Genomic DNA, 24,258 nt, shown 5'->3' on the forward strand with positions numbered 1-24,258 from the left:
CGGGTTTCGACGCTCTTGCCGCGCAGCGAGGCAAACGCACGGGCGATGCGGCGGCGCGACGAATGCGGCATGATCACCTCATCGATGAAACCGCGCTCCGCCGCGACAAAAGGATTGGCGAAACGCTCCTCATATTCCTTCGTGCGCGCGGCGATCTTTTCGGGATCGGAAAGCTCGGAACGATAGAGGATTTCCGCCGCACCCTTCGCGCCCATCACGGCGATTTCCGCAGTCGGCCAGGCGTAGTTCACATCCGCGCCGATATGTTTGGACGCCATCACGTCATAAGCACCGCCATAGGCCTTGCGGGTAATCAGCGTCACCATCGGCACCGTCGCCTCCGAATAGGCGAACAGCAGCTTCGCACCATGCTTGATGACGCCGCCATATTCCTGCGCCGTGCCGGGCAGGAAACCCGGCACATCCACCAGCGTCAGCAGCGGAATGTTGAAGGCATCGCAAAAGCGCACGAAGCGGGCGGCCTTGCGCGAGGCGTCGATATCGAGGCAGCCGGCCAGCACCATCGGCTGGTTGGCGACAACCCCCACCGTCTGGCCTTCGAGACGAATGAAGCCGGTGATGATGTTTCTGGCAAAAGCCTCCTGCAACTCGAAGAAATCACCCTCGTCGGCCAGCGCGTGGATCAGTTCCTTCATGTCATAGGGCTTGTTGGAACTGTCGGGGATCAGCGTATCGAGCCGTGCCTCCAGCCGCGCCGGGTCATCGTGGAACGGGCGCACCGGCGGCTTTTCGCGGTTGTTGAGCGGCAGGAAATCGAACAGCAGCCGCACCTGTTCCAGCGTCTCGATGTCGTTTTCATAAGCACCGTCGGCGACGGAGGATTTTTTCGTATGGGTGGAGGCACCGCCAAGCTCTTCCGCCGTGACGATCTCGTTCGTCACCGTCTTCACCACATCCGGCCCGGTCACGAACATGTAGGAGGTGTCGCGTACCATGAAGATGAAATCGGTCATGGCGGGCGAATAGACCGCCCCACCGGCACAGGGACCCATGATGACCGATATCTGCGGCACGACGCCGGAGGCGATGACATTACGCTTGAACACATCGGCATAACCGCCAAGCGAGGCCACGCCTTCCTGAATGCGCGCGCCGCCAGAATCGTTCAGCCCGATCACCGGCGCGCCGTTGCGCACCGCCATATCCATGATCTTGCAGATCTTCTGGGCATGGGTTTCCGAGAGCGAACCGCCAAGCACCGTGAAATCTTGCGAAAACACATAGACCTGCCGGCCATTGATGGTGCCCCAGCCGGTGACGACACCGTCGCCCGCCACCTTCTGCTCCGCCATGCCGAAATCCACCGCCCGGTGGGTGACGTACATGTCGTATTCCTCGAAGGAGCCTTCATCCAAAAGCACGTCGATGCGCTCGCGCGCCGTCAGCTTGCCCTTGCCATGCTGCGCCTCGATGCGCTTGACGCCGCCGCCGAGGCGCGCCTGCGCCTGCCTTGCTATCAATGGTTCGGTCATCCGTGCCGTCACCTTCTTGTTGGACGAAAAAACCGCGCGTTGAAACGGCCCGCTCCCGCAGGCCAAACGGCGGCTCGATGGGTTGGCGATATCAGGTCGCACGTGCGAGGATTCGCCTTGCCCGTTCGGCGACCGGTGCGTCAATCATCGCCCCGTCGAGCTTCACGGCCGCACCGGCAGCGTCCGCCTCGGCGGACAGGACTTTCCTAGCCCAGGCGACCTCCTCCGCCGAAGGCCGAAATGCCGTTCGGATCGCTTCGATCTGGCTTGGATGAATGGCAAGTTTTCCGCCGAAGCCGAGGGCTGCCGCATGGTCGCAATCGGCCGCCAAGGCCCCGGCATCGGAGATCGCGACTGTTACGCCATCGAGCGGGGCGGGCAACCGGGCCGCCCGCGCGTGCAGGACCAGGGCCGAGCGGGCAAGGAGAAGACTGTCGCGTTGATGCCGCGCTCCGATATCGAGCGCAAAATCGATCGAGCCGAAAGCCATCTGCGCGAGATTGGACGCCTGTCCAAGCTGCGGCAGGCCATTGACGCCGACCGCCGTCTCGATCAGGCCGATCACCGGCAAGGCCTCGCCTGAACGCTCGGCGACATCCCGCAAATCGTCTTCCGTTTCGGTTTTGGGAAGCACGATGCCCGCCACCGCCATGCGCGCAATGGCGTCGAGATCATCGACGAACCATTGCGTATTCGACGCATTGGTCCGCACATAGACCGGCACCGGCAGGGTCGCCAGATCGAAAGCTGCGAGACGGGCGCGAGCCTCCTCCTTCTCGGCCGCGGCAACGGCATCCTCCAGATCGATGATAATCGCATCCGCGCCGCTCTGCGCCGCCTTGAGAAAGCGTTCTGGACGGGTGGCGGGAACGAACAGCGGCGCCACGACAGGGGAAAAGCGCCTTACCATGTCGCTGTTCCCGTCATTGCCGTGACGTCATCGCCGGTCACCGTCGCAAGCTCGCTCCCGCCCGCATTTTTCCAGGCCCGCAGCCGCAGCGTCTGAGCGCCGCAGGCGGGGCTTTCCCCCCGGAAGCTGAATTTGCGCGGCATTCCTCCCCCAAGGGTCGCGGCAAAATTCAACAGCAGGGTCGCCTGAAGCGGTCCGTGGATGACGAGACCGGGATAGAACTCGACCGCGCGCGCATAGTGCTCATCGTAGTGAATGCGATGCCCGTTGAAGGTCAAGGCGGAGTATCGAAACAGCATGACCGTGTCGACCGGCACCTCGGCTTGCAGATCGGCATCGCCCCTTGCATTCGCCAGCGCTGCGGTCGCCGGCGCGGTTGCGGCCGCCCGGTAGACGATATCCTGCCGTTCGCGGATCGCGACGCCCCGATGCGTGGCATGTTCATGGTTGACAGTGACGAAGCACAGAACGCCGCTTCGCCCCTCCTTGCGCCTTATGTCGGCAATGCGCGACGTCCGCGTGACGATGTCGCCTTCGCGCAGCGGATCGAGGAACTCCAGTTCGCCGCCGGCCCACATTCGCCTTGGCAGAGGAACGGGAGGAAGGAAGCCGCCTTTCCGGGGATGACCGTCTTCGCCGAGCAGCGCAGCCGTCACGACCGGTGGAGAAAGGCACCAATGGATCCCGGCCGGCGCATGACCCGTATCCGCAAGATGAGGGTCGAAGGTCGCGCGATAGCGGTCCAGAAGCCGGCCCGTCACCTCTTCCGGCAGGCCCTTGTCCGTTCGGTCGATCCAGGCGGAAAAATCGGTTTGCTCCGTCATGCTTTCATCCCCTCCTGTTTGCCGATCACGGAAAAATGCCGCGACGGCGCTTGCCGTCGAGAACGCGTTCGACGCCGATGGTCATGGCCGCGATGCGGTTTGAAACGCCGTCGATCCGGGCGCGTTCCAGCACCTGGTTGAACGCGCGGTCGAGGATGATATTCGTTCGGCGCGTCACTTCCTCCTCTTCCCAGAACAGCCGCTGGAGACCCTGCACCCACTCGAAATAACTGACGATGACGCCGCCGGAGTTACACAGAATATCGGGAACGACGAAGATATCGCCCCGCTCGTCGAGAACGAGATCCGCCTCGGGGGTGGTGGGGCCGTTCGCGCCTTCCGCGAGGATCCGGCACTTCAGCCCGGCTGCAACCTCGGCATCGATGACACGCTCGACCGCAGCGGGAACGAGAACATCGCATGGCTGCGTCAGAAGTTGGGATGGATCGAAGGCGGCCTCGCTGCTCCAGCCCGCCAGAACGCCGTGTTTCGCGGCATGGGCGTCGATGGCGTCGAGATCGAGACCGCGCGGATCGTAATAACAGGCGGTATGGTCGCTGACCCCGAGAATGCGCAGGCCCATATCCTGCAAGGTGCGGGCTGAGTAAGAGCCGACATTGCCATAACCCTGAACGATGGCCGTTGCCCCGGATGGAGCGATGCCGAGATAATCCATGGCGCGGGCCGCAAGATGGGCGACACCGCGCCCGGTCGCCTCACGGCGTCCGACCGTGCCGCCGATGGCGACGGGTTTGCCGGTCACAACGCCCGGCACCGTCGCGCCCTGATACGACGAATAAGTATCCATGAACCAGGCCATGACCTGCTCGTTGGTTCCCATATCCGGAGCCGGAACATCCGTATCGGGGCCGACAAAGGGGATCATTTCCTGCATGTAGCGGCGCGAAAGACCTTCCAGCTCGCGCGGGGAAAGGCTGTAGGGATCGACTGCGATGCCGCCCTTCGCTCCACCATAAGGGAGACCGGCCAGCGCGCATTTCCAGCTCATCCAGATTGCCAGTGCGGCGATCTCTCCCAGATCGACATTCGCGGCATAACGCGTTCCGCCCTTGGTCGGGCCGAAGGTAAGGTGATGCTGGACGCGATAACCTTCAAAAACCGCAATGGTGCCATCATCGCGGCGAATGGGGCAAGCGACCGTGATCGCCCGCTTCGGCATCAATATCCGTGCCCGTTCATGGGTGGGAATGCCGATATGATCGGCGATGGTTTCGAACTGCTGCTCCGCCATCTTGAAGACAGCGCCGGAAAATGTACTCACAGGCGAACGCTCCTCTCGTCGCGAACTCGTCACAGTTTCGCAAGGTCTTCGATTAATTCGGCATCGGTCGGTGTCAGCCGGGTAAAAATTCGGCCCGGATGTTGTCCGTGTCGGTTCCGAGGCCCGGAACCGGGCCGGGGCGGAAGCCCGCATCGCGCCCTGCCGGTCTCGGAAGGGTGATCAGCGCGCCGTCAGCCAGGGCGACCTCGACGCGGCGAAGGGCCGGATGAGACCCCAGATCGCGAACCTCGGTATAACGGCCCCAGGCGATGCCGGCCTTGTCCAGCCGGGCGACCGCGTCGGCAACGTCGAGGGCACGGAAGGCGGGTTCAAGCTCACGATCGAGCGCGACGCGGTTCGAGACCCGCAGCGGGTTCGTGGCGAAATCGGCGTGCTCGGCCAGTTCCGGGCGATCCAGCACCTGCGCGCACAGTTTTTTCCACTCGGCATTTGTCTGTGTCGCGACGATCAATGTGCCGTCGGCGCAGGCAAACGGGCGGTAGGGATAGATGGAAGCGTGCGACAGGCCAAACCGGCCGGTTTCGCGCCCCGCATGTTCGTAATGCAGCAGCGGCACCGCCATCCAATCCGCCATGCCGTCGAACATCGCCACTTCGATCTGCCTGCCGCGGCCACTGCGCTCCCGTTCGATCAGCGCCTCGAGAATGGCCGCGTGCGCATTCATTCCCGTCGCGATATCCGCGGCCGAGACGCCGATTTTCGATGGCGCGTCGGGCGTGCCGGTCACGGCGCACAGCCCGCTTTCGGCCTGCACCAGCATGTCATAGGCGCGCATCGGCGCGCAGGCGGTATCCTGTCCGTAGCCGTTGATCGAGACCGCGATCAAACGCGGAAAACGTGCGGCGATGACCTCGGGCGTAAAGCCCATCCGCGCCAGCGCGCCGGGCACGAGGTTCTGGATGAGGACGTCGGCTTTTTCGAGAAGCACGGACAGAAGGTTCAGGTCGCGCTCGTCCTTCAGATCGAGAACGGCGCTTTCCTTGCCGCGATTGAGCCAGGCGAAATAGGCCGATGTGCCTTTGACGGCGTTATCGTAATTGCGGGCGGTTTCGCCGCCCGCGCGCTCGATCTTGATCACCCTGGCACCGGCATCCGCGAGCCTCACCGTGCAGAGCGGCGCGGCCACGGCCTGTTCGATGGCGATGACCAAAAGACCGGAGAGCGCGCCCTCAGACATTGCGCTGCTGTCCCGATCTTGCCAGAACGCCCGGCTTCAGACGCTCGTTCGGGCCGTAATCCTCGGCGGAATGGAAAAACAGGCGCGGCGTGGTTTCCAGCGTCTCAAGATGCGCGCGATAACCGTCGAGCTGCCTTTTGCGCCCCGCCTCGTCCTCGCGGCCGGGCATATAAGCGACATAGGGCGGCAGGACGTCGAAGCCGCTATAGCGGAAAAGGCCGTTATGGATCGGCCACAGCACGGTAAGAATGTCACCATCGATGCCATCGGGAGCATAGGTATCTGCCGAAGTGCCGGTCGTGGCGGCAACCATTGCCAGCTTTCCCTTGAACATGCCGGTGTCGTATTTGCGCCCGGCGAGATAGGCGAAACCGCGGGCAAAAACACGGTCCGCCCAGCCCTTGAGGATTGCCGGCATGCCGAACCACCAGACCGGGAACTGAAAGATCACCAGATCGGCATTGGCAAGCTTGGCCTGTTCGGCGGCGATATCCGCCGCGATCGTTCCGGTCTCCATCGCATGGGTCTGTTCACGGGCGATGCTGAGACGCGTCGGATCGGAGCGCTCCCCCAGAAAATCACCCTCGCCCGTCACCGGGTTCCAGCCCATGGCATAAAGATCGGAGACCACGACCGTGTGCCCCAGGGCGGAAAGCGTTTTGACCGCAAGGTCTTTCATCGCTCCGTTGAACGAGGTCGGTTCGGGATGGGCATAGACAATCAGAATATTCATGGTTGACCTCAATAGGAACGGGCAAGGCCCAGCACATGCTCGGCCAGATAGGACAGGATCAGGTTCGTCGAAATAGGCGCGACCTGATAGAGACGGGTCTCGCGGAATTTGCGTTCGACATCATATTCTTCGGCAAAACCGAAGCCGCCATGGGTCTGGATCGCGGCATTCGCGGCTTCAAAGCTGGCATCCGCCGCCAGCATCTTGGCCATGTTGGCCTCGGCTCCGGGATTGGCGCCGGCCTCGTAAAGACCGAGCGCTTCTCGCACCATCAACTCCGCCGCCCGCATATTGGCGTAAGCCTTGGCGATGGGGAACTGAATGCCCTGGTTTTGCCCGATGGGGCGGCCGAACACGCTGCGGTTCTTGGCGTAATCCACCGACTTTTCGATAAACCACTTCGCATCGCCGACACATTCGGACGCGATCAGAATGCGCTCGGCGTTCATGCCGGAGAGAATATAGCGGAAACCCCTGCCCTCTTCACCGATGAGATTGGCGACAGGTACCCGCAAATTGTCGAAAAACACTTCCGTGGTGGCATGGTTCATCATCGTCCTGATCGGGCGGATGGTGAGGCCGTTTCCGACCGCTTCGCGCATGTCGACCAGCAGCACAGACAGGCCCTCGGTCTTTTTCATCCCCTCCTTCAATGGCGTCGTTCGCGCCAGAAGCAGCATGAGATCGGAATATTCAGCGCGGCTGGTCCAGATTTTCTGGCCGTTGATGACAAAATGATCGCCGTCGCGTTTGGCGATGGTCTTGAGTGCGCCGGTATCGGTGCCGCTCGTCGGCTCCGTCACCCCGAAGGCCTGAAGGCGCAATTCGCCGCTCGCAATCTTCGGAAGGTATTTTTCCTTCTGTTCCGCAGAGCCATGGCGCAGCAGCGTTCCCATCGTATACATCTGTGCATGACAAGCGCCGCCATTACAGCCGGCGCGCTGCATTTCCTCCAGAATGGCAGCTGCTGCCGACAGCGGCAGGCCCGCACCGCCATATTCCTCGGGGATCAGCACGGACAACCAGCCAGCTTCCGTCAAGGCGTCGACAAATTCCTGCGGATAGGCCATTTCGCGGTCAAGCCGACGCCAGTACTCTCCTGGAAACTCGCCGCAAAGCTTTGCGACAGCTTCGCGAATTTCCGGATATGTTTCGACTGTCTGGCTCATCGAGGGTATCTCCCATTCATCTCACAAATATGCTTGCCAGAGATGAGGGATGCCGACAACGACAAGACAGCTAGATCAGCTATAAACTGATTGTATGGCTCATGCCGAAGGTCGGCTCGTGGAGCTTGACGGACTTAAACATTGGACGAGCGCGAAACCCGTGTTTTGGGTCCGCCACCCTCCGGCTTCGGCTCATCCGGGGGCAATTTTCCGGGCCAGACACCCTGCTCCACCATGCCGACGATATTTGACGCGATCGTTTGCCCGGCGAAGCGCGCCAGTCGGGGCACGGGACGGTCCGTCGGGTATGACATGATCAACCGCCGCATGGGAACCGGGTTCACGAGCGGTGCGGCGCAAAGCTGGCCCAGCGCGATATCGCGATGGATCGGCGCTTTGGGCAGGATGGTCGAGCCATGCCCGCCGCGAACCAGGGTCTTCAACGTGGAATAACTGTCCGCTTCGACGGGAACATGCAGTGAAAAACCCCGCTCATCGGCGCATTTGTCGAGGATGGCGCGAAGACCATGCCCGGCGCTCGGCAACAGCAGGCGCTCGCCCTCCAGATCGCCGAAATCGACGGGCACATCCAGAGAAAGGCCTGTCCCCGGTGGCCCAATGAGAAACAATACTTCCTCAAGCAGGGGCTGAACCCGGAGCGTTCGCGCCGATTTCGGATCGTAGAGGATTGCCGCATCGATTTCGCCACGATGCATCCAGTCGAGTAGATAGCCGGAATAGGCGCTGACAATGCGCAGGGTCGCCTCGGGATGCGCTTCACGAAATGCCGCGACCAGCGGTTCTGTCAGAATGTCTGCCGCAGTTGGCGGCATGCCTATCGACACATGACCGCGCAGCGGAGCATCGCCTTCCGCAACGGACGCCCGGATTTCTTCCAGCTCGCCCATGACACGCAGGGCATGTCGTAACACGTCCTGGCCCTGATCGGTCACGATCATTCCGCGCCCATGGCGGTCGAAAAGGCGCACGCCCAGCTCTTCTTCCAAAAGACGAATCTGGCGGCTCAATGCCGGTTGCGCAATATGCAGGCGGTCCGAAGCCTTGGAGAGGCTGCCGAGTTCCGCGACATGAATGAGGGTGCGTAGCTGAGATATTTCCATGCTATACAATACCGCTATATCTGATCATTAAAAAGGGTCGATGTGAACAAATTCCGGCAAGGCTATAGAAGAAGAAACAGCCATGCGAGGGAGAATTTGATGACTGTCGCAGCAGCGATTACCAAAAGCGGGGAAACGCGCGATCTGGCCGTGGACTGGCCGCTGGAACTCTATGATACGCTGAAGGCCGCCGGCATCAGCCACATGTCCTATGTTCCGGATGCGGGGCATTCCACATTGATCCGCCTCTTCAACGAAGACGCCGACATGACCGCCAATGTCCTGACCACGGAAGAGGAAGGCGTCGCGATTGCCACCGGCGCCTGGCTCGGCGGTCAGCGTTCGGTCATCCTGATGCAGTCGTCCGGCGTCGGAAACTGTATCAACATGCTTTCCCTTCCCGTGCAGACGCGCACGCCGCTGCTGATGCTCGTCACCATGCGCGGTGAATGGGCCGAGTTCAATCCCTGGCAGGTTCCGATGGGACAGGCGACGGAAGCTTCGCTTCGCGCGATCGGCGTCACGGTACTGCGGGCGGAAACGGGCGAGGATCTGATCGAGATCGCCAGCCAGGCCGCCGGTATGGCATTCGATGCGGATCAGCAGATCGCGGTCCTGATTGGGCAGCGCCTGCTTGGAAAGAAGAAGTGGTAAGAGACGATGACCAATAACACGATGGACCGCCGCGCAGCCGTAAACAAGCTTCTCGCCGCACGCGACGGCGCACTTGTCGTCACCGGCCTTGGCTCGCCGAGCTATGACGTACATGCCGCCGGCGATGTCGACGGCAATTATTACCTCTGGGGCGCCATGGGTGGCGCTGCCCTTACCGGTCTGGGTGTTGCCCAGGCCCAGCCGAATAAGCGCGTCATGGTGATTACCGGCGATGGCGAGCAGCTGATGGCCTTCGGCGCGCTCGCGACGATTTCGGTCGCCGCTCCCAAAAACCTCGATATCATCGTGCTCGACAACCAGCATTTCGGCGAAACCGGCATGCAGTCTAGCCATACCGGGCGGGGCATCGCTTTCGACCGGATCGCCGCCGCCTCTGGCTTTGCGGACACCGCCGAACTGCGCAGCCTCGAAGATGTGGATGCGCTGGTAGAGCGGCTGCGGACGCCCGCCTCGGGACCGCGCCTGTTCGTTCTCAAGATCAACGCCGAAAATCTGCCGCGCTCCTTGCCGCCGCGCGATGCAGTCTTCATCAAGAACCGTTTTCGCGCACATCTCGGGCTTACAACCTGCTGAATTCTGCCGGGAGAGCTTTTGACGGCTCTCCCGGTTTTCATTTTTGAGTGGTGCGGAGGAACAAATGGCGCTGGATCGCTTTCAGAATACCGTCGATGGCAAACGCGTGCCCGTGCGCGATACGTTTGAATCGCTCGATCCCTTCACGGGCAAGCCCTGGGCGCTCGTGCCCCTCGACGGTCCGATGGAAGTGGAGGCCGCAGTCTCGGCGGCCCGGAAAGCATTTCGTTCGCCGCAATGGGCTGGCCTGACCGCAACCGCGCGCGGCAAACTGCTTGTCCGGCTCGCCGATCTCATCGCCGAAAATGCCGAACGCCTCGCGGCTCTCGAAACCCGCGACAACGGCAAGCTGCTTGCGGAAATGACCGCCCAGCTTCGCTACATTCCTGAGTGGTTTCGCTACTTCGGCGGCCTCGCCGACAAGATCGAAGGCTCCGTCCTGCCCATCGACAAGGCCGGCATGTTCGCCTTCACCCGGCGCGAGCCTATCGGCGTTATCGCGGCAATCGTTCCATGGAACTCGCCGCTGATGCTTCTGACGTGGAAGCTCGCCCCGCTTCTGGCTGCCGGCAACACCGTCGTCATCAAACCCTCCGAGCACACATCGGTCTCCGCGCTTGAATTCGTAAAACTGTTCGAACAGGCGGGATTCCCGCCCGGCGTCGTTAATACCGTCACCGGAATGCCGCTTGAAGTGGGCGTGCCTCTGGTCAACCACCCCGATGTGGCGAAAATCGCCTTTACCGGCGGAGAGCCGGGTGGCATCGCGGTTTACCGCGCCGCCGCCGAGGGGCTGAAAACCGTAACGCTGGAACTGGGCGGCAAATCCGCCAATATCGTTTTCGCCGATGCGAATATCGGCAATGCGGTCAACGGCGCGATTTCCGGCATTTTCGCCGCATCCGGCCAGACCTGCATTGCCGGTTCGCGACTTCTGGTTCAGCGATCGGTCCACGATCAGGTCGTTGACGGCGTCGTCAAACTCGCCGCCACTGCCCGTATCGGCAACCCTTCGGATGCACAAACGCAGGTCGGACCCATCACAACGCAGGCGCAGCGCGCCCGGGTTCTGTCCTATCTCGATATTGCACGGGCGGAGGGAGCCGAGGCGGTTCTTGGCGGCAAGACCCCCGATGCGGCCGAATTGAAAGACGGCTGGTTCGTTGAGCCAACGATTTTCACCGGCGTGAACAACCAGATGCGGATCGCCCGCGAAGAGGTGTTCGGCCCGGTTCTGTCGATCATTCCGTTCGACGATGAGGAAGAAGCCTACGCCATTGCCAATGACAGCCCCTACGGGCTTGCGGCCGGTCTCTGGACGGCGGATATCGCCCGCGCCATTCGTGGCAGCGCAAACCTTGAGGCGGGCACGGTCTGGGTCAATTCCTATCGCGCGGTCAGCTATATGGCGCCGTTCGGTGGTTATAAACGCAGCGGGGTCGGCCGTGAAAGCGGTCAGGAGGCGATTGACGCCTATCTTCAAACGAAGACGGTGTGGATCGATACCGCCGGTCAGGTCGCCAACCCCTTCATCATTCGCTGAGGTCGAGATGGATAAAACCGATAAAGCCAGCGTCGTCATTGTCGGCGGTGCCATCATGGGAAGTTTCGCGGCATGGTTCCTGCGCCGCGAAGGCTTTACCGGCGATATCACCGTCGTCGAAAAGGATCCGACCTATCAATTCTGTTCGACCGCGCTGTCCGCAGCGTCGATCCGCACCCAGTTTGGTACGCCCGTCAACATCCACATGAGCCTGTTCGGAGTGGATTTCTTCCGCAACATCAAGGACATTTTCGGCCAAAGCGCGGACATAGGTTATGTCGAGAAGGGCTATCTGATCCTTGGAGGACCCGAGACCGTCGAAACCCGCCGCCTCGCGGTCGACATGCAGAAGGCCGAGGGCGCGGATGTGGTGGCGTTGTCGCCAGACGAGATCGCGGCGCGTTTTCCTTACATATCGGTCGAGGATATCGGCATCGGCACTTTCGGAGCGACGGGAGAGGGCTGGTTCGATGCCTGGTCGCTTCTGTCGCTGGTACGTGGCGCCGCCAAGGATCTTGGCGTGCGATACATCACCGGCAAAGTCACCGGCTTCGATATCGTTGCAAGCCGCGTGAGCGCCGTATTGCTGGAAAATGGCGATCGCCTGCCCTGTGACTGGTGCGTGATGGCGGCCGGCCCCGCATCCGGCGCGCTGACCTCGGCGCTTGGGCAGGCCCTGCCGGTCACACCGAAAAAGCGAACCGTTTTTTCGTTCCGCGCCCCGCTCAAGGCCGGCAATTTCCCGATGCTGTTCGATTCCTCCGGCATCTGGGTGCGCCCCGAAGGCGAGGGTTTCATTGGCGGCATTCAGCCGCCGGCCGATCAGGACCACGATGCGACCGATGATTTCGAACCGCATCACGACCTGATGGAGGAGGTCTTCTGGCCGGCGCTGGCGACCCGCGTGAATGCCATGGAAGAGCTTCGGCTTGAACGATCCTGGGCCGGCCATTACGAAATCAACGAACTGGACCATAACGGCGTTATCGGGCTGCATGACGAGATCGGCAATCTCGTATTCTCGACCGGTTTTTCCGGGCATGGCGTCATGCATGCCCCCGCCGCCGGCCGAGGCGTGGCCGAGTTGATCGCCCATGGCAATTATACCAGTCTCGATCTTACGCCGCTCGGCTATCATCGCATTCGAACGGGCAGCCCCCTGCCCGAGAGCATTATTTATTGAAGGAGAAGAACATGAGGTTTGAGGGCAAAGTGGTCGTTGTGACCGGTGCTGCGCGTGGTATCGGCCGGGCGACAGCGGTGCGTTTCCTTTCGGAAGGCGCCAATGTCGTGATCGCGGATGTCGACGCCGAGCGTCTCGATACGACGGTCAAGGAACTTGGCTCCGCCGGCAACCTCGCATCGGTCGTGGCCGATGTCAGCAGCAAGCAGCAGGTGGAACAACTCGTCGCCGCGGCCGTCGAAAAATTCGGCAAGCTCGACATCATGGTCAACAATGCCGGCATCTGCCCGATCGTGCCTTTTCTCGACGTGACCGAAGAGACCTATGACACGGTTCTGGCCATCAATCTGAAAGGCGCGTTTTTCGGCACGCAGGCGGCCGGCCGGCAGATGATCGCCCAGGGTCATGGCGGTGTGATCATCAACATGTCATCGATCAATTCCGGACTGGCCAACCCGAATGTCGCGCCTTACGCGATTTCGAAAGGCGGCATGAATCAGGTCACCGGCACCGGCGCTGTGGCCTTTGCGCCGCATGGTATCCGCGTCGTCGGCGTCGGACCCGGCACCATTATGAGCGAGATGGTCGCGGGCGATTTCGTCAATAGCGCCGGCCACAAGGCCATCATGATGCGCACCCCGATGGGACGCTATGGAGAGCCGGAAGAAATCGCCTCCGTCGTGGCGTTCCTCGCCAGCAACGATGCGTCCTTCATCACTGGAGAAACCATCTATCCCGACGGCGGACGCCGCGTCTTGAACTACGTCATGCCCAGCAAGGAGGACTAAACCCATGAACCAGATATTCGAAAAGCTCCACCACATCTGCCTCGTCGTCAACGATATCGACAAGACGCAGTCTTATTACGAGTCTATCGGCGTTGGTCCCTGGATCGCCTATCCGCCGCTGGCCGAATATGAAGAGCTGAACGTTCCGAACCCGGTCGCCTTCAACAAGATGCAATATCGCATCTGCAACCTGCCGAACTTTCAGCTTCAGCTTTGCCAGCCGAGCGAAGACCCCAGCCCCCAGCGGGAGTTCCTCAAAACGAAAGGCGAAGGCGTCTTTCATCTGGGCTTTGAGGTTGCCGATGCGGACGCAGCGCAGGCGGCATCGGGTATGCCGGTGAAGATGTCGGGCCGTAGGTCCAATCGAACCGGTTTCACCTATTACGATACGGCCGAAAACGGTGGCGTTACGCTCCTGACCAGATCCACCAACCGGCCGGGAACGTGAGCCTGAGAGATGAAGATCGATCTCAATTCGGATATCGGTGAAGGTTTCGGTCCCTGGCGGATGGGTGACGACGCGGCGATACTCGCCGTCGTCACCTCCGCCAATATTGCCTGCGGCGGGCACGCAAGCGATCCTGAAACGATGTTTCTCACCCTGAAAGGGGCGGCGGAACGGGGCGTGGCAATCGGCGCCCACCCCGGTTACGCAGATCGCGAAGGGTTCGGCCGAAGAGTGATCCCGATGAAGCCGTCTGAAATCGGCCGGATGGTTGCGGCGCAGGTCGGAAGTCTTCAGGGCGTGGCAGCACTTGCGGGTGCAGACGTGCGTTACGTCAAGCCGCATGGTGCGCTGGGCAATCTGGCCGCCGATGACCGTGCGGTCGCCGACGCAATTGTCGCCGCAACCGCAGCGCTTCCCGGCCATCTGGCGATCCTTGCCATTTCCGGCACTGAATTGGAACTCTCGGCGCGCGCCGCCGGGGTCGAGGTATTTTCGGAAATCTTTGCGGACCGCGCCTATCTTGCGAACGGCAGATTGGTGCCAAGGTCGCGCGAAGGTTCGGTGCTGCATGATGCTGCGGCAGCCGCCGACCGCCTCCTCAGGTTTCTCGACGACGGCAAAATGCCGACAATCGAGGGGCAGACCGTTCATCTCGCGGCCCATTCGATCTGTGTGCATGGCGATAGTTCGGGCGCTGTCGAAATGGCGAAGGAGATTCGCAGCCGTCTCACCATGGCGGGCATCTCCATTACTCCCTTTCTGACCATTTAAGGAATTCTCGATGGAAAAAGCGTATCCGAGTGCTCGCGTCACGCTGACAGGCGCCGATTTCATTCCGGTTGAAGGCGGCTTTTGACGTGACGTCTTTCATTCGGTCTTTTCCGGTTTTCAGTCCTGTCGCAGATCACAGCCTGCTGATCGAGTTCGGTGAAACAATTGACCATGCGATCCATGCGCGCGTGATAAAGCTGGATCGAGCCTTGGCCGCAGAGCCTTTCACGGGATTTGTGGAGGCAATACCGGCCTACGCGTCCATCCTCGTTCGTTTCAACCCCGTGCTGACCGACCATGGACAGGTCGAAGAAGCGACACGGCGCCTGCTCGGCGCGGCCGGATCTGTCGAAACACCGGCAGTCCTCCGGGAAGTTCTCGTCTGCTACGACGATGAATTCGCCCCCGATATTGCGGCGGTCGCCGAGGCGGCGGGGCTTTCGCCCGAAGAGGTTATCGAGGCGCATCTCAGCGGCGACTATGACGTTTTCATGTATGGTTTTGCCCCGGGTTATGCCTATCTCGCAGGCGTGCCCGAACGGATAAGAACGCCGCGCAAGTCCACCGCCGTGCGTGGGGTACCGGCAGGCAGCGTGCTGATCGCCGGTCCGCAATGCCTGGTGTCGACGATCACCATGCCCACCGGCTGGTGGATCATCGGCCGCTCACCGACGCCAATTCTCACCGGCGACGCCGATCACCCGTTTCTTTTCGACGTCGGGGATAAGGTCCGGTTCCGCCGGATCACACGCGCGGAATTCGACAGGGAGGCAGGCCGATGAGCGATGCAATCTTATCCGTTTCATTTGCCGGCCCGCATGTCTCCATTCAGGATGGCGGTCGCTACGGGCTGATGCGTTACGGTGTGCCGGCCTCCGGCCCGATGGACAGGCTTTCTTTCACGGCCGCCAATGTGGCGCTCGGAAATCCGGCCAACGCGCCGGGTATTGAAATTTCCATGGGCGGGCTGGTTCTGCAGTGCCTTTCCGGCACGGTCAGTTTTGCGGTCGCCGGCGGCGGTTTCATTGTCGACCACGCCGAGCAGAAGCGCGGATCGTGGACAATCGCAACGCTGACGGCTGGAGAAAAACTGGCGATAAGGCCAGGCCCATGGGGCAGCTGGTCCTATCTCGCCTTCGCCGGAACATTGCAGACGCCGACATGGCTCGGCAGCGCTTCCACCCACATGCTGTCGGGTTTCGGTGGCGGCAAGCTGAGCGCGGGTCAACAACTGACAATCGGCAATGCCACCACACGGGACGACCGCGAAGGCGATATCCCCTGCCCGGTCTGCGCCCGTCCGCGAAGCGAGGTTCGGGTGGTGCTTGGGCCGCAACAGCGATTTTTCGGATCGCAGTCGATTGCCGCCTTCCGCTCCGGCGAGTGGCGAATGACCGATGCGTGGGATCGCATGGGTGTCCGGCTCGCGGGGCCGATCGTCGCCCCCGAAGGTCCGCTCGATATGCCTTCCGAACCGATCGTGCGCGGATCGGTTCAGGTCGCCGGCGACGGCGTTGCGACGGTTCTGCTTGCCGACCACCAGACGACCGGCGGCTATCCGAAGATTGCGACGGTTCTGGACTGCGACCTGGACGCATTCGTTCAGCTCCGTCCGCGCGACCCGGTCGCGTTCCGGCCGGTATCGGCCGAGGAGGCCGTGAGCCTCGCCCGCAGCGCCGCCATGAAGCTGACGACCTATTACCAGGCCATCGCCAAACCGAAGGGAACGCTCGACCAGCGCCTTATGAGGGAAAACCTTGTCGGCGGCGTCGTAGATGCCGTCGCCTGACCGGCAAAGATAGAAATTCAAAGGAAGATGCCCATGAAGATCCTCGTGCCCGTCAAGAGGGTGATCGATTACAACGTCAAGCCTCGCGTCAAGTCGGACGGAACCGGCGTCGACCTGGCGAATGTAAAAATGTCGATGAACCCTTTCGACGAAATCGCCGTTGAGGAGGCCGTGCGGCTGAAGGAAGCCGGGACCGCCACGGAGGTCGTCGTCGTCTCCATCGGCGTCAAACAGGCGGCCGATACGCTGAGAACCGCACTGGCGATGGGCGCCGACCGCGCCATTCTGGTTGTCGCATCCGACGATGTTCATCAGGACATCGAGCCGCTCGCGGTGGCCAAGATCATCAAGGCGCTGGCCGAGCGGGAAGAGCCCTCGTTGATCATCGCCGGCAAGCAGGCAATCGACAATGACATGAATGCCACGGGCCAGATGCTGGCCGCTCTCCTCGGCTGGGGCCAGGCGACATTCGCGTCGAAGGTGGAAATTGCCGGAACGGTCGCGAAAGTCACCCGCGAAGTCGATGGCGGATTGCAGACAATCGAGGTGAAACTTCCGGCCCTCGTCACAGCGGATTTGCGTTTGAACGAACCGCGCTACGCCTCGCTTCCGAACATCATGAAGGCAAAGAAAAAGCCGCTTGAGGAAATGACCGCCGCCAGTCTCGGGGTCGATGTCACGCCGCGTCTGGAGGTGATCTCCACCCGCGAGCCGGCGGCAAGAAAAGCGGGCATCAAGGTCGCCTCGGTCGATGAACTGGTTGCCAAGCTTAGGGAAGCAGGAGTCCTATAATGTCTGTACTCATTATTGCTGAATTTGTAGACGGGAAACTCAATCGCGACGCCACCGCCAAGGCGGTGAGCGCTGTAAGCGCTCTCGGACCTGTGACTGTTTTATGCGCGGGAACGTCGGCAAAGCCGGCAGCTTTGGAAGCGGCAGCAATTGCGGGCGTCGCCGCGGTCCACGTCGCGGAGAGCGATGTCTACGATCACAACCTCGCGGAGCCGCTTGCGAAGATTATCGTTCACCTTGCAGGCAACTACGGATATATCGCTGCGGCGGCGACGACGAATTCCAAGAATGTGCTGCCGCGTGTGGCGGCCTCTCTGGACGTCATGGTCATCTCCGAGGTTTCTGCGGTCATCGACGCTCAGACATTCGAGCGCCCGGTCTATGCCGGCAACGCGATACAGACCGTAAGGTCGAAAGACGCCATCAAGGTTTTCACCATCCGGACCGCTAATTTCGAAGCCGCCGGTGAGGGCCAGCCAGCCACGATCACGGACCTTGCGACTTCGGACAATTCCGGTCTGTCGACATGGGTTGCCGACGATCTTGCAACGAGCATCCGCCCCGAACTGGCATCGGCTTCGCGCGTCGTTTCGGGCGGTCGCGGTGTCGGCTCCAGGGAAAACTTCGCAATCGTCGAGGCCCTTGCCGACAAGCTGGATGCCGCCGTTGGAGCCTCCCGCGCCGCAGTCGACAGCGGTTATGCGCCAAACGACTGGCAGGTGGGACAAACCGGAAAGGTTGTCGCGCCTGAACTTTATGTCGCAGTCGGCATTTCCGGCGCAATCCAGCATCTCGCCGGCATGAAGGACTCAAAAGTCATCGTTGCGATCAACAAGGATGAGGAGGCCCCGATTTTCCAGATCGCCGACTTCGGCCTGGTGGGAGATCTCTTTACAGTGATCCCCGAATTGACCGCGAAACTTTAGCTGGGAATTGCCCGATGACATTGCCAACGATCATTTTCCTGCCCGGCCTGCTTTGCGACGAGCACTTGTGGAAAAGGCAGGTCAACGATCTGGGCAATGTCGCGCCGGTACTTGTCGCGGATCTGACACAGGACGATACCATCGCTGCCATGGCGCAAAGGGTTGCGGCACTCGCAAGCGGCCAATTTGCAATCGTTGCCCTTTCAATGGGCGGTTATGTCGCATTCGAGCTTCTGAGATATTTTCCCGATCGGATCGTCGGAGCGGCCCTGCTCGACACGTCTGCAGCAGCGGATTCACCGGCCAAGGCTGCAGCACGGCTTGCCGGAATAAAAAGTCTGGCTCTGGGCCGTTTTACCGGCGTTACCAGCCGGCTGCTGCCTCAGCTCGTTCATCATCGCCACCTCGGTGGGCCGGTGGGACAGGACGTAAGGGAGATGGCCCTGCGCGTTGGAGGCGAAGCCTATGTGCGACAGCAGCGCGCCATCCTCGGCAGGGTCGACTCCCGGCCATATCTTTCAAACATCACGGTTCCGACGCTGATTGGCGTTGGTGCCGAAGATGTTTTAACGCCCTTGCCTGAAAGCGAGGTGCTGCATTCCAATATCCCCGGCGCCAGCCTGCATGTTTTCAAGGAATGCGGACACCTTCCTCCATTGGAAAAACCCGAAGAAACCACAGTGCTTCTGCGTAACTGGCTGATGAAATCCGTGCTTTCCGTCTGAGATTGTTCCGGCCGGGAACGGACCTCGCTCCTCGCATGCCCGAATGAATGAGCTGGGCAATCTCGACGATCCCCATCCCGAGATCACTTTCCAGGGTCTTGCCAGTGGCATTCCAGTAAAACCGCGTCGCGGTTTTTCATCCGAAAATTTTTCAGAAACAAAGACTTAAATAACGTCGAACGATTCCGTTCAAGCCAGAGATGCGCAAGCTCTGGATTGCCGGTTTCCGATTGTCCGGCACAACGCTGCGATCTTGGCCTCGCAATCCGCCAATAAAATTTAGATATAGCGCTTATCGCGCAATTCTAGTTTTTCGAACGCTTCTCCCCGGCCACAGTAGCTTCAATAACAAGACAGCCATTCGCTGCAATAATAACCGGGAACGATTGCCGGCACCGAGCCGGTTACAATTCTCCAACGATACCTGCGGTGCCTCCCTGAACGGGGCGCTCTTCCATCGAACTCGAGGAAAATTTTCTCGGGCGGGATTTTGCATATCGATTTCATGCCGGAGCACGCTTCAGGCGTGCCCTGAAACTTTATTCAAACATCATCAATCAAGGGGAACATAATGAAGATGAACACTCGATTTCTTGCCCTGGCATCCTTTCTGGCGATGGTTATTCCCGCCCATGCGGATGTCCTGGTCGGCGCAGTCCTGCCGCTTTCAGGCGTCAATGCGAGAGGTGGCGAAGACCAGCGCCGCGGTATCGAACTGGCGGTCAAGGAAATAAACGCAAAAGGCGGCGTCCTTGGGCAGCCGCTGAAGGTGATCTACGAAGATTCCGGTAACACCTCGCAGCGCGCCATCGATGCCGCCCGCAAGCTGGTGTCCGTGGATAAGGTTTCGATCGTTATGGGTGAGTATTCTTCGGGTATCACCATTCCGATGGGGCAATATCTCGTCGGCGAAGGCGTTCCGCATCTCAATCCGGCCTCCACCTCCGGCCTCGTCCGCAAGATCGGCGCGACATCCTTTTCCATGGTCGGTCTCGACAACGTTTCAACCGAATTCGCGGCCAAGGACGTCATTGCCCACGGGTGGAAAAAGGTCGCCGTGCTTGCGATGAACAATGCTTTCGGGCAGGGCGTGGCCAATGAGTTCACCAAACATTTCAAGGATCTCGGCGGTGAGATAACCACGACGATCATGTACACCTCCGGGCAGACGACTTACCGGCGCGAGCTTCAGCAGGCGGAATCGTCCAGCCCCGACGCCTATGTTTTCACCGCCTATGGCGCGGATGGCGGCCTGATGATGCAGGAATCCTACGAACTCGGTCTCCAGGACAAGCCCTGGTACTCCGTGCTCATCACCATGCACAATGCTGACACGCCGGCGGAATTCAAGAAGGGCCTGATCGGCATGGATGTCGACTACACGGCTGGCGATACGGGTTACAAGCAGGCTTATGAGGCCGCCTACGGTCAACCCTTCGCTTCGGCCTGGAGCGGTTATGCCCACGACACGGTCATCTTCGCGGCCGCCGCGCTCAACAAGGCAGGCTCGACCGACCGCGCCGCAGTTCTCAAGGCAATTGAAGCACTTGGGAAAGAAGGGGTGAACGGTGCCACTGGCGAAATCAAGCTCGATGCCGACGGACAGCGCCTCTGGCAGCCCTACCAGAAGCTGAAGGTCGAAGGCAAAGACCTCGTTCGTTACTAAGGTTTAACCGGCCGGGAGCGGGTTTCCGCTTCCGGCCTTCAAATATGGCTCGTTCACCATGCAATTCCTTTTTGACACCCTGTTTAGGGCGGTAGATCTGGCGTTGATCGCCGTCGCGCTCAGTTCGGTCTATTCGCTGATCCGGTTTCCAAACGTTGCCCTGGTGCAATATGCCGTGGTCGGCGCTTTCACCGGCATGGCGATGCAGAACCAGGGCGTTCCCCTTGTTCTCGCAATTGCCATTTCGGCCCTGCTCGTGGGCGTTCTCGCCCAATTATTCAACCGGTTTCTGTTTCAGCGTCTTCTTAAACTTGATCCCGCCATCGCGCTCATCGGCTCTCTGGCGCTGAGCATGGTGCTGACCGCCATTTTCCTTCTCGGATTCGGCCCCGCCGCGCAGCGTTTTTCCGTCCCGGTGGCACCGGCGACACGGGTTCTTGGAATACGCATCACCGAAATGCAGATGGTGTCGGGTGGCGTCACCATCCTTATTCTCGTTGGCTTTGCTATCCTGTTGTTCCGCACGCCTCTCGGGCGGGATATGCGCGCGGTTTCGAACAATGCGGTTCTTGCGGCGGCCAGCGGCGTCAACAATGACAGGGTTACGGCCTTCGTCGTGTTCCTGTCCGGGCTTCTGGCCGCATTGGGCGGCTCGATGCTGGCCCTCAGAGGGTCCGTCAGCATCGACATGGGAACAAATATGCTTCTCTCGGTATTCGCCGCCGCCATATTGGGCGGTCTCGGCAACGCCTTCGGCGCCGTCGTCGGCGCAATCATCATCGCCGCTGCGGAAACCCTCATTACCAACGTCAATTTCGGTTTCCTCACGGGTCAGGAATTCTTTTTCCTGCCGGCAAGTTACGCACCTGCCGCTTCATTCGCGCTGCTGATCGCGATTTTATTGTTCCGCCCCAGGGGCATTTTCGTAAGCGAGGTGACGCGTGTTTGACTTCCTGATTCATGTCGTCTCGATTGCATTCATCTACGGAATTCTCGCCCTCAGTCTCAACCTGCAGGCGGGATACATGGGATTGATGAATTTCGGCCTCGTGGCGATTTTCGGCTGCGGCGTCTATGGGGCCGGTCTCATTCACTATTTTGGATTTCCCGTTTTCCTCGGACTGCCGCTCGCCCTCGTCTTCGCGGTCGCCATGGCATTGTTCTTCGCCCGGCTTGGGCGGCGTCTGTCCTCGGATTATTGGGGTATCGCGACTTTGTCAGTCGCCGAGATCGTCCGGATATTCATCACCAATCTGGAGGGTCTGACCGGTGGCGCACAGGGCATATCCGGCCTGCCTCTCCTGTTTGCAGACCTCAGGCCCTGGGACGGTGTGGCACGCCTGCTTCTGTTTGGCGGTGTACTGGTTCTGGCATGGTGGCTCTGTGAAAGGCTCGTCCGCTCAAACTTCGGTCTTGGCATGAAGCTTATCCGCGAGGAACCCCAACTTGCGCGATCATTGGGTTACGACATCGATCACATACGTTCGGTTGTCCTCGTCATTTCCGCGCTTCTCGCGGCCGTGGCCGGCGTACTCTACGCCCATTATCTGAGCTTCGTGGGGCCGGAACTGCTTGTCGCACCGGAAACGTTCCTGATCTGGTCGATGGTTATCGTCGGTGGCATCGCCAACAACCGGGGTGTGGTTCTGGGCGCGATTGTCATGCAGTTCATGATGGCCTATGTGCCCTTCGTGAAGGATTATTTCGAGCTGCCATCCGATTTTGTGGCGGCGGCGCGACTGGTTCTCACCGGCGGCGTGATCCTCGCCTTCCTCCTGCTGCGCCCGCAGGGCATTTTCCCAGAGCGTATTGGAGATCGCCATGAGCACTGACCTTCTCACCGTTCGCCAACTCGCCAAGTCCTTCGGTCCCTTAAGCGTCCTCGAAAACGTGTCTCTATCCGTTCGCCCCGGGGAAATCGTCGGGCTGCTGGGTCCGAACGGCTCCGGAAAGAGTACCGCGCTGAACGTGATTTCGGGGTTCCTGCCGAGCAGCGGCGGATCCGTGACATTCGACGGCAAGGACATATCCAATGCGCCGGTACGAGCCATCACCGACCTTGGTTTGGTGCGCACCTTCCAGCTTCCGTCCATGCCCCACAGGATGACGGTCCGCGAAGTCATCAAGGCGGGCAAAAGGACTGATGGGGGACGCTTCGCCTCGGTCAGCTTCGGCGCTGACATCGATACTCTGCTTGAGGAATTCAAACTGTCCCATGTCGCCGGTAACGCCGCGAGCGCTTTGTCGGGTGGACAGAAAAAGCTTCTCTCGGTTGCGACAGCGCTCAGGGCGGAGCCGAAACTGCTTTGTCTCGATGAACCGACTGCCGGCGTTCACGTGTCGTTGCGCTCCGAGCTGGTTGACGTTTTGCGTCGCTATGTCGCGCGTGGTGGAGCCTGCCTCGTCGTGGAGCATGACATGCTGTTTATTCGGGATCTCTGCACGCGCTGCATTGTGCTGGATCGCGGTGAAATCATTGCCGACTGCCTGCCAAGCGAACTCGAAAGCAATCCTCGCGTCGTCGAGGCCTATCTCGGCAAAGCAGTTGAAAAAGGCGGAATGGTACAAAGATGATCGATGCTTCCGATTTGCGCGCCGGCTATGGTGACGGCGCAGACATTCTCAACGGAATTTCCCTCAGTGCCGGCAGAAAGGAACTTGTTACCATTCTGGGACCAAACGGCTGCGGAAAATCCACCCTGCTCAAAACTATCGCGGGCTATGTGCGCCCACGGGCAGGCACCGTCAACATGCACGGCCAGAATGTCAGTGACGTGCCCATCCACGAAAAGGTTCGCCATCACCGGGTTGGATATGTACCACAGACCGACAATGTGTTCGGAACCCTGACCGTTGCCGAAAACCTGCGGCTTGGCGCACGCTTTCTTGACCGCTCGACAACCACCGAGCGCTATGAGGCGCTTATGGAGCAATATCCGTCCCTCGCATCGAAACAGGGACGAAAAGCATCCGCCTTGTCAGGCGGGGAACGACAGCTCCTTTCGCTGGCAAGGGCCTTGATTGCCGGACCTGAAATCCTCCTGCTCGACGAGCCTTCGGCGGGACTGTCCCCCTTGATGCTGCATGAGGTCTTCGACGCAATCGCCAATATTCGCGACACTCAGGGCATGTGCATCGTCATGGTGGAGCAGAACGCGTTCGAAGCCCTGGGTGTTGCTGACCGTGCTTATGTCCTGTCGCTTGGAAAAGTCGCAATCGAAGCCCCGGCAAGCGATCTCCTGGCCGATCCGGCAATGAGAGCTTTGTATCTGGGCGGCGAGGTGCACTGATCGTCACTGTTGGAGTTGAGGGAAAGAGCGCTGCGGCGCTCTTTTTCGTCACTCTCTTCAGACAGACGTGCCGGGTTTATGAAGATATATCCAGGATGCATATCCCATAGAGCACGAATATAATGGCGGAGATGCACCTATCTTATTACAAAGAAACAGATTTTGGCGCTCTTGCAGTCAACTGTGAGATTGTGAAAGCCGACCATTCAGGAAATCAGGGAGGGTCAGATGGACGAAGCCATGTCCCGCGAAGCGATGGAATTCGACGTTGTGATCGTCGGTGCGGGTCCTGCGGGTCTTGCCGCGGCGATCCGTCTGAAGCAGGTGGAGCCGGAGCTTTCGGTCGTCGTTCTCGAAAA

At 60.4% G+C, this 24,258-nt stretch carries 26 protein-coding genes; 18 read left to right on the plus strand and 8 right to left on the minus strand.

Translation table 11 applies throughout. From position 1 onward, the window contains the following. The 8 genes from ACIQUH_RS26885 to ACIQUH_RS26920 all read right to left on the minus strand — a co-directional run. On the minus strand, positions 1-1,493 hold a 1,493-nt coding region (locus tag ACIQUH_RS26885; protein ID WP_400821045.1), incomplete at its 3' end, for an acyl-CoA carboxylase subunit beta. A 91-nt stretch (positions 1,494-1,584) separates the two neighbouring features. Then, entirely contained in the window at positions 1,585-2,403 is an 819-nt protein-coding gene (locus ACIQUH_RS26890; protein WP_400821047.1) for an HpcH/HpaI aldolase/citrate lyase family protein, read from the minus strand. After that, positions 2,397-3,227 carry a MaoC family dehydratase N-terminal domain-containing protein gene (locus tag ACIQUH_RS26895; protein ID WP_400821050.1) on the minus strand — a complete coding sequence of 277 codons (831 nt, stop codon included), beginning with the start codon at positions 3,225-3,227 and terminating at the stop codon, positions 2,397-2,399. The genes ACIQUH_RS26890 and ACIQUH_RS26895 overlap by 7 nt, the downstream gene beginning before the upstream one ends. A 25-nt stretch (positions 3,228-3,252) precedes the next feature. After that, positions 3,253-4,509 carry a Glu/Leu/Phe/Val dehydrogenase gene (locus tag ACIQUH_RS26900; protein ID WP_400821052.1) on the minus strand — a complete coding sequence of 419 codons (1,257 nt, stop codon included), beginning with the start codon at positions 4,507-4,509 and terminating at the stop codon, positions 3,253-3,255. A 73-nt stretch (positions 4,510-4,582) separates the two neighbouring features. Further along, the gene (locus tag ACIQUH_RS26905) at positions 4,583-5,707 is read right to left on the minus strand and encodes a CaiB/BaiF CoA transferase family protein (protein ID WP_400821054.1); all 1,125 of its coding nucleotides are present in this window, start codon (positions 5,705-5,707) and stop codon (positions 4,583-4,585) included. After that, on the minus strand, positions 5,700-6,440 hold the full coding sequence (locus ACIQUH_RS26910; protein ID WP_400821057.1) for an NAD(P)H-dependent oxidoreductase: 741 nt from the start codon (positions 6,438-6,440) through the stop codon (positions 5,700-5,702). Before ACIQUH_RS26910 ends, ACIQUH_RS26905 begins: the two co-directional genes overlap by 8 nt. 8 nt (positions 6,441-6,448) lie before the next feature. Next, positions 6,449-7,609, minus strand: a complete 1,161-nt coding sequence (locus ACIQUH_RS26915; protein WP_400821060.1) for an acyl-CoA dehydrogenase family protein — start codon at positions 7,607-7,609, stop codon at positions 6,449-6,451. 134 nt (positions 7,610-7,743) lie between these two features. Further along, positions 7,744-8,730 carry a LysR substrate-binding domain-containing protein gene (locus ACIQUH_RS26920; RefSeq protein ID WP_400821062.1) on the minus strand — a complete coding sequence of 329 codons (987 nt, stop codon included), beginning with the start codon at positions 8,728-8,730 and terminating at the stop codon, positions 7,744-7,746. 99 nt (positions 8,731-8,829) lie between these two features. Between ACIQUH_RS26920 and ACIQUH_RS26925 the strand changes: the two genes are divergently transcribed. From ACIQUH_RS26925 to ACIQUH_RS27010, 18 genes are all read left to right on the plus strand, one after another. Further along, on the plus strand, positions 8,830-9,384 hold the full coding sequence (locus ACIQUH_RS26925; RefSeq protein ID WP_400821064.1) for a phosphonopyruvate decarboxylase: 555 nt from the start codon (positions 8,830-8,832) through the stop codon (positions 9,382-9,384). 6 nt (positions 9,385-9,390) lie between these two features. Next, positions 9,391-9,978: a thiamine pyrophosphate-dependent enzyme gene (locus ACIQUH_RS26930; protein WP_400821066.1), complete on the plus strand. Its 588-nt coding sequence runs from the start codon at positions 9,391-9,393 to the stop codon at positions 9,976-9,978. A gap of 64 nt (positions 9,979-10,042) precedes the next feature. Continuing rightward, entirely contained in the window at positions 10,043-11,521 is a 1,479-nt protein-coding gene (locus ACIQUH_RS26935) for an aldehyde dehydrogenase (RefSeq protein ID WP_400821069.1), read from the plus strand. Between the two features lie 7 nt (positions 11,522-11,528). Then, positions 11,529-12,704: an NAD(P)/FAD-dependent oxidoreductase gene (locus ACIQUH_RS26940; RefSeq protein WP_400821070.1), complete on the plus strand. Its 1,176-nt coding sequence runs from the start codon at positions 11,529-11,531 to the stop codon at positions 12,702-12,704. Between the two features lie 11 nt (positions 12,705-12,715). Continuing rightward, complete coding sequence (locus ACIQUH_RS26945) at positions 12,716-13,492, plus strand: SDR family NAD(P)-dependent oxidoreductase (protein ID WP_400821072.1); 777 nt, start codon at positions 12,716-12,718, stop codon at positions 13,490-13,492. Positions 13,493-13,496: 4 nt separating this feature from the next. Beyond that, positions 13,497-13,940, plus strand: a complete 444-nt coding sequence (locus ACIQUH_RS26950) for a VOC family protein (protein ID WP_400821075.1) — start codon at positions 13,497-13,499, stop codon at positions 13,938-13,940. Positions 13,941-13,949: 9 nt separating this feature from the next. Further along, positions 13,950-14,711: a LamB/YcsF family protein gene (locus ACIQUH_RS26955; RefSeq protein WP_400821078.1), complete on the plus strand. Its 762-nt coding sequence runs from the start codon at positions 13,950-13,952 to the stop codon at positions 14,709-14,711. Between the two features lie 86 nt (positions 14,712-14,797). Beyond that, on the plus strand, positions 14,798-15,493 hold the full coding sequence (locus tag ACIQUH_RS26960) for an allophanate hydrolase subunit 1 (protein WP_400821080.1): 696 nt from the start codon (positions 14,798-14,800) through the stop codon (positions 15,491-15,493). Further along, positions 15,490-16,500: a biotin-dependent carboxyltransferase family protein gene (locus ACIQUH_RS26965; protein ID WP_400821082.1), complete on the plus strand. Its 1,011-nt coding sequence runs from the start codon at positions 15,490-15,492 to the stop codon at positions 16,498-16,500. Before ACIQUH_RS26960 ends, ACIQUH_RS26965 begins: the two co-directional genes overlap by 4 nt. A gap of 33 nt (positions 16,501-16,533) precedes the next feature. After that, the gene (locus ACIQUH_RS26970) at positions 16,534-17,292 is read left to right on the plus strand and encodes an electron transfer flavoprotein subunit beta/FixA family protein (RefSeq protein WP_400821085.1); all 759 of its coding nucleotides are present in this window, start codon (positions 16,534-16,536) and stop codon (positions 17,290-17,292) included. Further along, complete coding sequence (locus ACIQUH_RS26975; protein ID WP_400821088.1) at positions 17,292-18,218, plus strand: electron transfer flavoprotein subunit alpha/FixB family protein; 927 nt, start codon at positions 17,292-17,294, stop codon at positions 18,216-18,218. Before ACIQUH_RS26970 ends, ACIQUH_RS26975 begins: the two co-directional genes overlap by 1 nt. Before the next feature lie 14 nt (positions 18,219-18,232). Beyond that, positions 18,233-18,943 (plus strand): alpha/beta fold hydrolase, encoded by a 711-nt coding sequence (locus ACIQUH_RS26980; RefSeq protein ID WP_400821090.1) that lies wholly within the window; start codon positions 18,233-18,235, stop codon positions 18,941-18,943. 571 nt (positions 18,944-19,514) lie between these two features. After that, positions 19,515-20,609 (plus strand): ABC transporter substrate-binding protein, encoded by a 1,095-nt coding sequence (locus ACIQUH_RS26985; RefSeq protein ID WP_400821093.1) that lies wholly within the window; start codon positions 19,515-19,517, stop codon positions 20,607-20,609. 58 nt (positions 20,610-20,667) lie between these two features. Next, positions 20,668-21,558, plus strand: coding sequence for a branched-chain amino acid ABC transporter permease (locus tag ACIQUH_RS26990; RefSeq protein ID WP_400821096.1), 891 nt, complete (start codon positions 20,668-20,670; stop codon positions 21,556-21,558). After that, complete coding sequence (locus ACIQUH_RS26995) at positions 21,551-22,441, plus strand: branched-chain amino acid ABC transporter permease (protein ID WP_400821098.1); 891 nt, start codon at positions 21,551-21,553, stop codon at positions 22,439-22,441. The genes ACIQUH_RS26990 and ACIQUH_RS26995 overlap by 8 nt, the downstream gene beginning before the upstream one ends. Then, the gene (locus ACIQUH_RS27000) at positions 22,431-23,183 is read left to right on the plus strand and encodes an ABC transporter ATP-binding protein (protein WP_400821101.1); all 753 of its coding nucleotides are present in this window, start codon (positions 22,431-22,433) and stop codon (positions 23,181-23,183) included. The genes ACIQUH_RS26995 and ACIQUH_RS27000 overlap by 11 nt, the downstream gene beginning before the upstream one ends. Then, positions 23,180-23,899: an ABC transporter ATP-binding protein gene (locus ACIQUH_RS27005; RefSeq protein ID WP_400821104.1), complete on the plus strand. Its 720-nt coding sequence runs from the start codon at positions 23,180-23,182 to the stop codon at positions 23,897-23,899. Before ACIQUH_RS27000 ends, ACIQUH_RS27005 begins: the two co-directional genes overlap by 4 nt. Before the next feature lie 228 nt (positions 23,900-24,127). Then, the coding region (locus tag ACIQUH_RS27010) for an FAD-dependent oxidoreductase (RefSeq protein ID WP_400821106.1) at positions 24,128-24,258 on the plus strand (131 nt) is incomplete at its 3' end.

This window comes from Agrobacterium sp. NPDC090283 (genome assembly GCF_044769685.1).
Lineage (GTDB): Bacteria > Pseudomonadota > Alphaproteobacteria > Rhizobiales > Rhizobiaceae > Agrobacterium.

Excerpts from the sequence above, each read along its gene's own strand:
- ACIQUH_RS26910 (WP_400821057.1), bottom strand. The coding sequence starts at position 6,440 with ATGAATATTCTGATTGTCTATGCCCATCCCGAACCGACCTCGTTCAAC.
- ACIQUH_RS26925 (WP_400821064.1), top strand. The coding sequence starts at position 8,830 with ATGACTGTCGCAGCAGCGATTACCAAAAGCGGGGAAACGCGCGATCTG.
- ACIQUH_RS26980 (WP_400821090.1), top strand. The coding sequence starts at position 18,233 with ATGACATTGCCAACGATCATTTTCCTGCCCGGCCTGCTTTGCGACGAG.
- ACIQUH_RS26940 (WP_400821070.1), top strand. The coding sequence starts at position 11,529 with ATGGATAAAACCGATAAAGCCAGCGTCGTCATTGTCGGCGGTGCCATC.
- ACIQUH_RS26920 (WP_400821062.1), bottom strand. The coding sequence starts at position 8,730 with ATGGAAATATCTCAGCTACGCACCCTCATTCATGTCGCGGAACTCGGC.
- ACIQUH_RS26915 (WP_400821060.1), bottom strand. The coding sequence starts at position 7,609 with ATGAGCCAGACAGTCGAAACATATCCGGAAATTCGCGAAGCTGTCGCA.
- ACIQUH_RS26990 (WP_400821096.1), top strand. The coding sequence starts at position 20,668 with ATGCAATTCCTTTTTGACACCCTGTTTAGGGCGGTAGATCTGGCGTTG.
- ACIQUH_RS26965 (WP_400821082.1), top strand. The coding sequence starts at position 15,490 with ATGAGCGATGCAATCTTATCCGTTTCATTTGCCGGCCCGCATGTCTCC.
- ACIQUH_RS27005 (WP_400821104.1), top strand. The coding sequence starts at position 23,180 with ATGATCGATGCTTCCGATTTGCGCGCCGGCTATGGTGACGGCGCAGAC.
- ACIQUH_RS26950 (WP_400821075.1), top strand. The coding sequence starts at position 13,497 with ATGAACCAGATATTCGAAAAGCTCCACCACATCTGCCTCGTCGTCAAC.
- ACIQUH_RS26930 (WP_400821066.1), top strand. The coding sequence starts at position 9,391 with ATGACCAATAACACGATGGACCGCCGCGCAGCCGTAAACAAGCTTCTC.
- ACIQUH_RS26945 (WP_400821072.1), top strand. The coding sequence starts at position 12,716 with ATGAGGTTTGAGGGCAAAGTGGTCGTTGTGACCGGTGCTGCGCGTGGT.
- ACIQUH_RS26895 (WP_400821050.1), bottom strand. The coding sequence starts at position 3,227 with ATGACGGAGCAAACCGATTTTTCCGCCTGGATCGACCGAACGGACAAG.
- ACIQUH_RS26985 (WP_400821093.1), top strand. The coding sequence starts at position 19,515 with ATGAAGATGAACACTCGATTTCTTGCCCTGGCATCCTTTCTGGCGATG.
- ACIQUH_RS26905 (WP_400821054.1), bottom strand. The coding sequence starts at position 5,707 with ATGTCTGAGGGCGCGCTCTCCGGTCTTTTGGTCATCGCCATCGAACAG.
- ACIQUH_RS26970 (WP_400821085.1), top strand. The coding sequence starts at position 16,534 with ATGAAGATCCTCGTGCCCGTCAAGAGGGTGATCGATTACAACGTCAAG.
- ACIQUH_RS26975 (WP_400821088.1), top strand. The coding sequence starts at position 17,292 with ATGTCTGTACTCATTATTGCTGAATTTGTAGACGGGAAACTCAATCGC.
- ACIQUH_RS26935 (WP_400821069.1), top strand. The coding sequence starts at position 10,043 with ATGGCGCTGGATCGCTTTCAGAATACCGTCGATGGCAAACGCGTGCCC.
- ACIQUH_RS26955 (WP_400821078.1), top strand. The coding sequence starts at position 13,950 with ATGAAGATCGATCTCAATTCGGATATCGGTGAAGGTTTCGGTCCCTGG.
- ACIQUH_RS27000 (WP_400821101.1), top strand. The coding sequence starts at position 22,431 with ATGAGCACTGACCTTCTCACCGTTCGCCAACTCGCCAAGTCCTTCGGT.
- ACIQUH_RS26890 (WP_400821047.1), bottom strand. The coding sequence starts at position 2,403 with ATGGTAAGGCGCTTTTCCCCTGTCGTGGCGCCGCTGTTCGTTCCCGCC.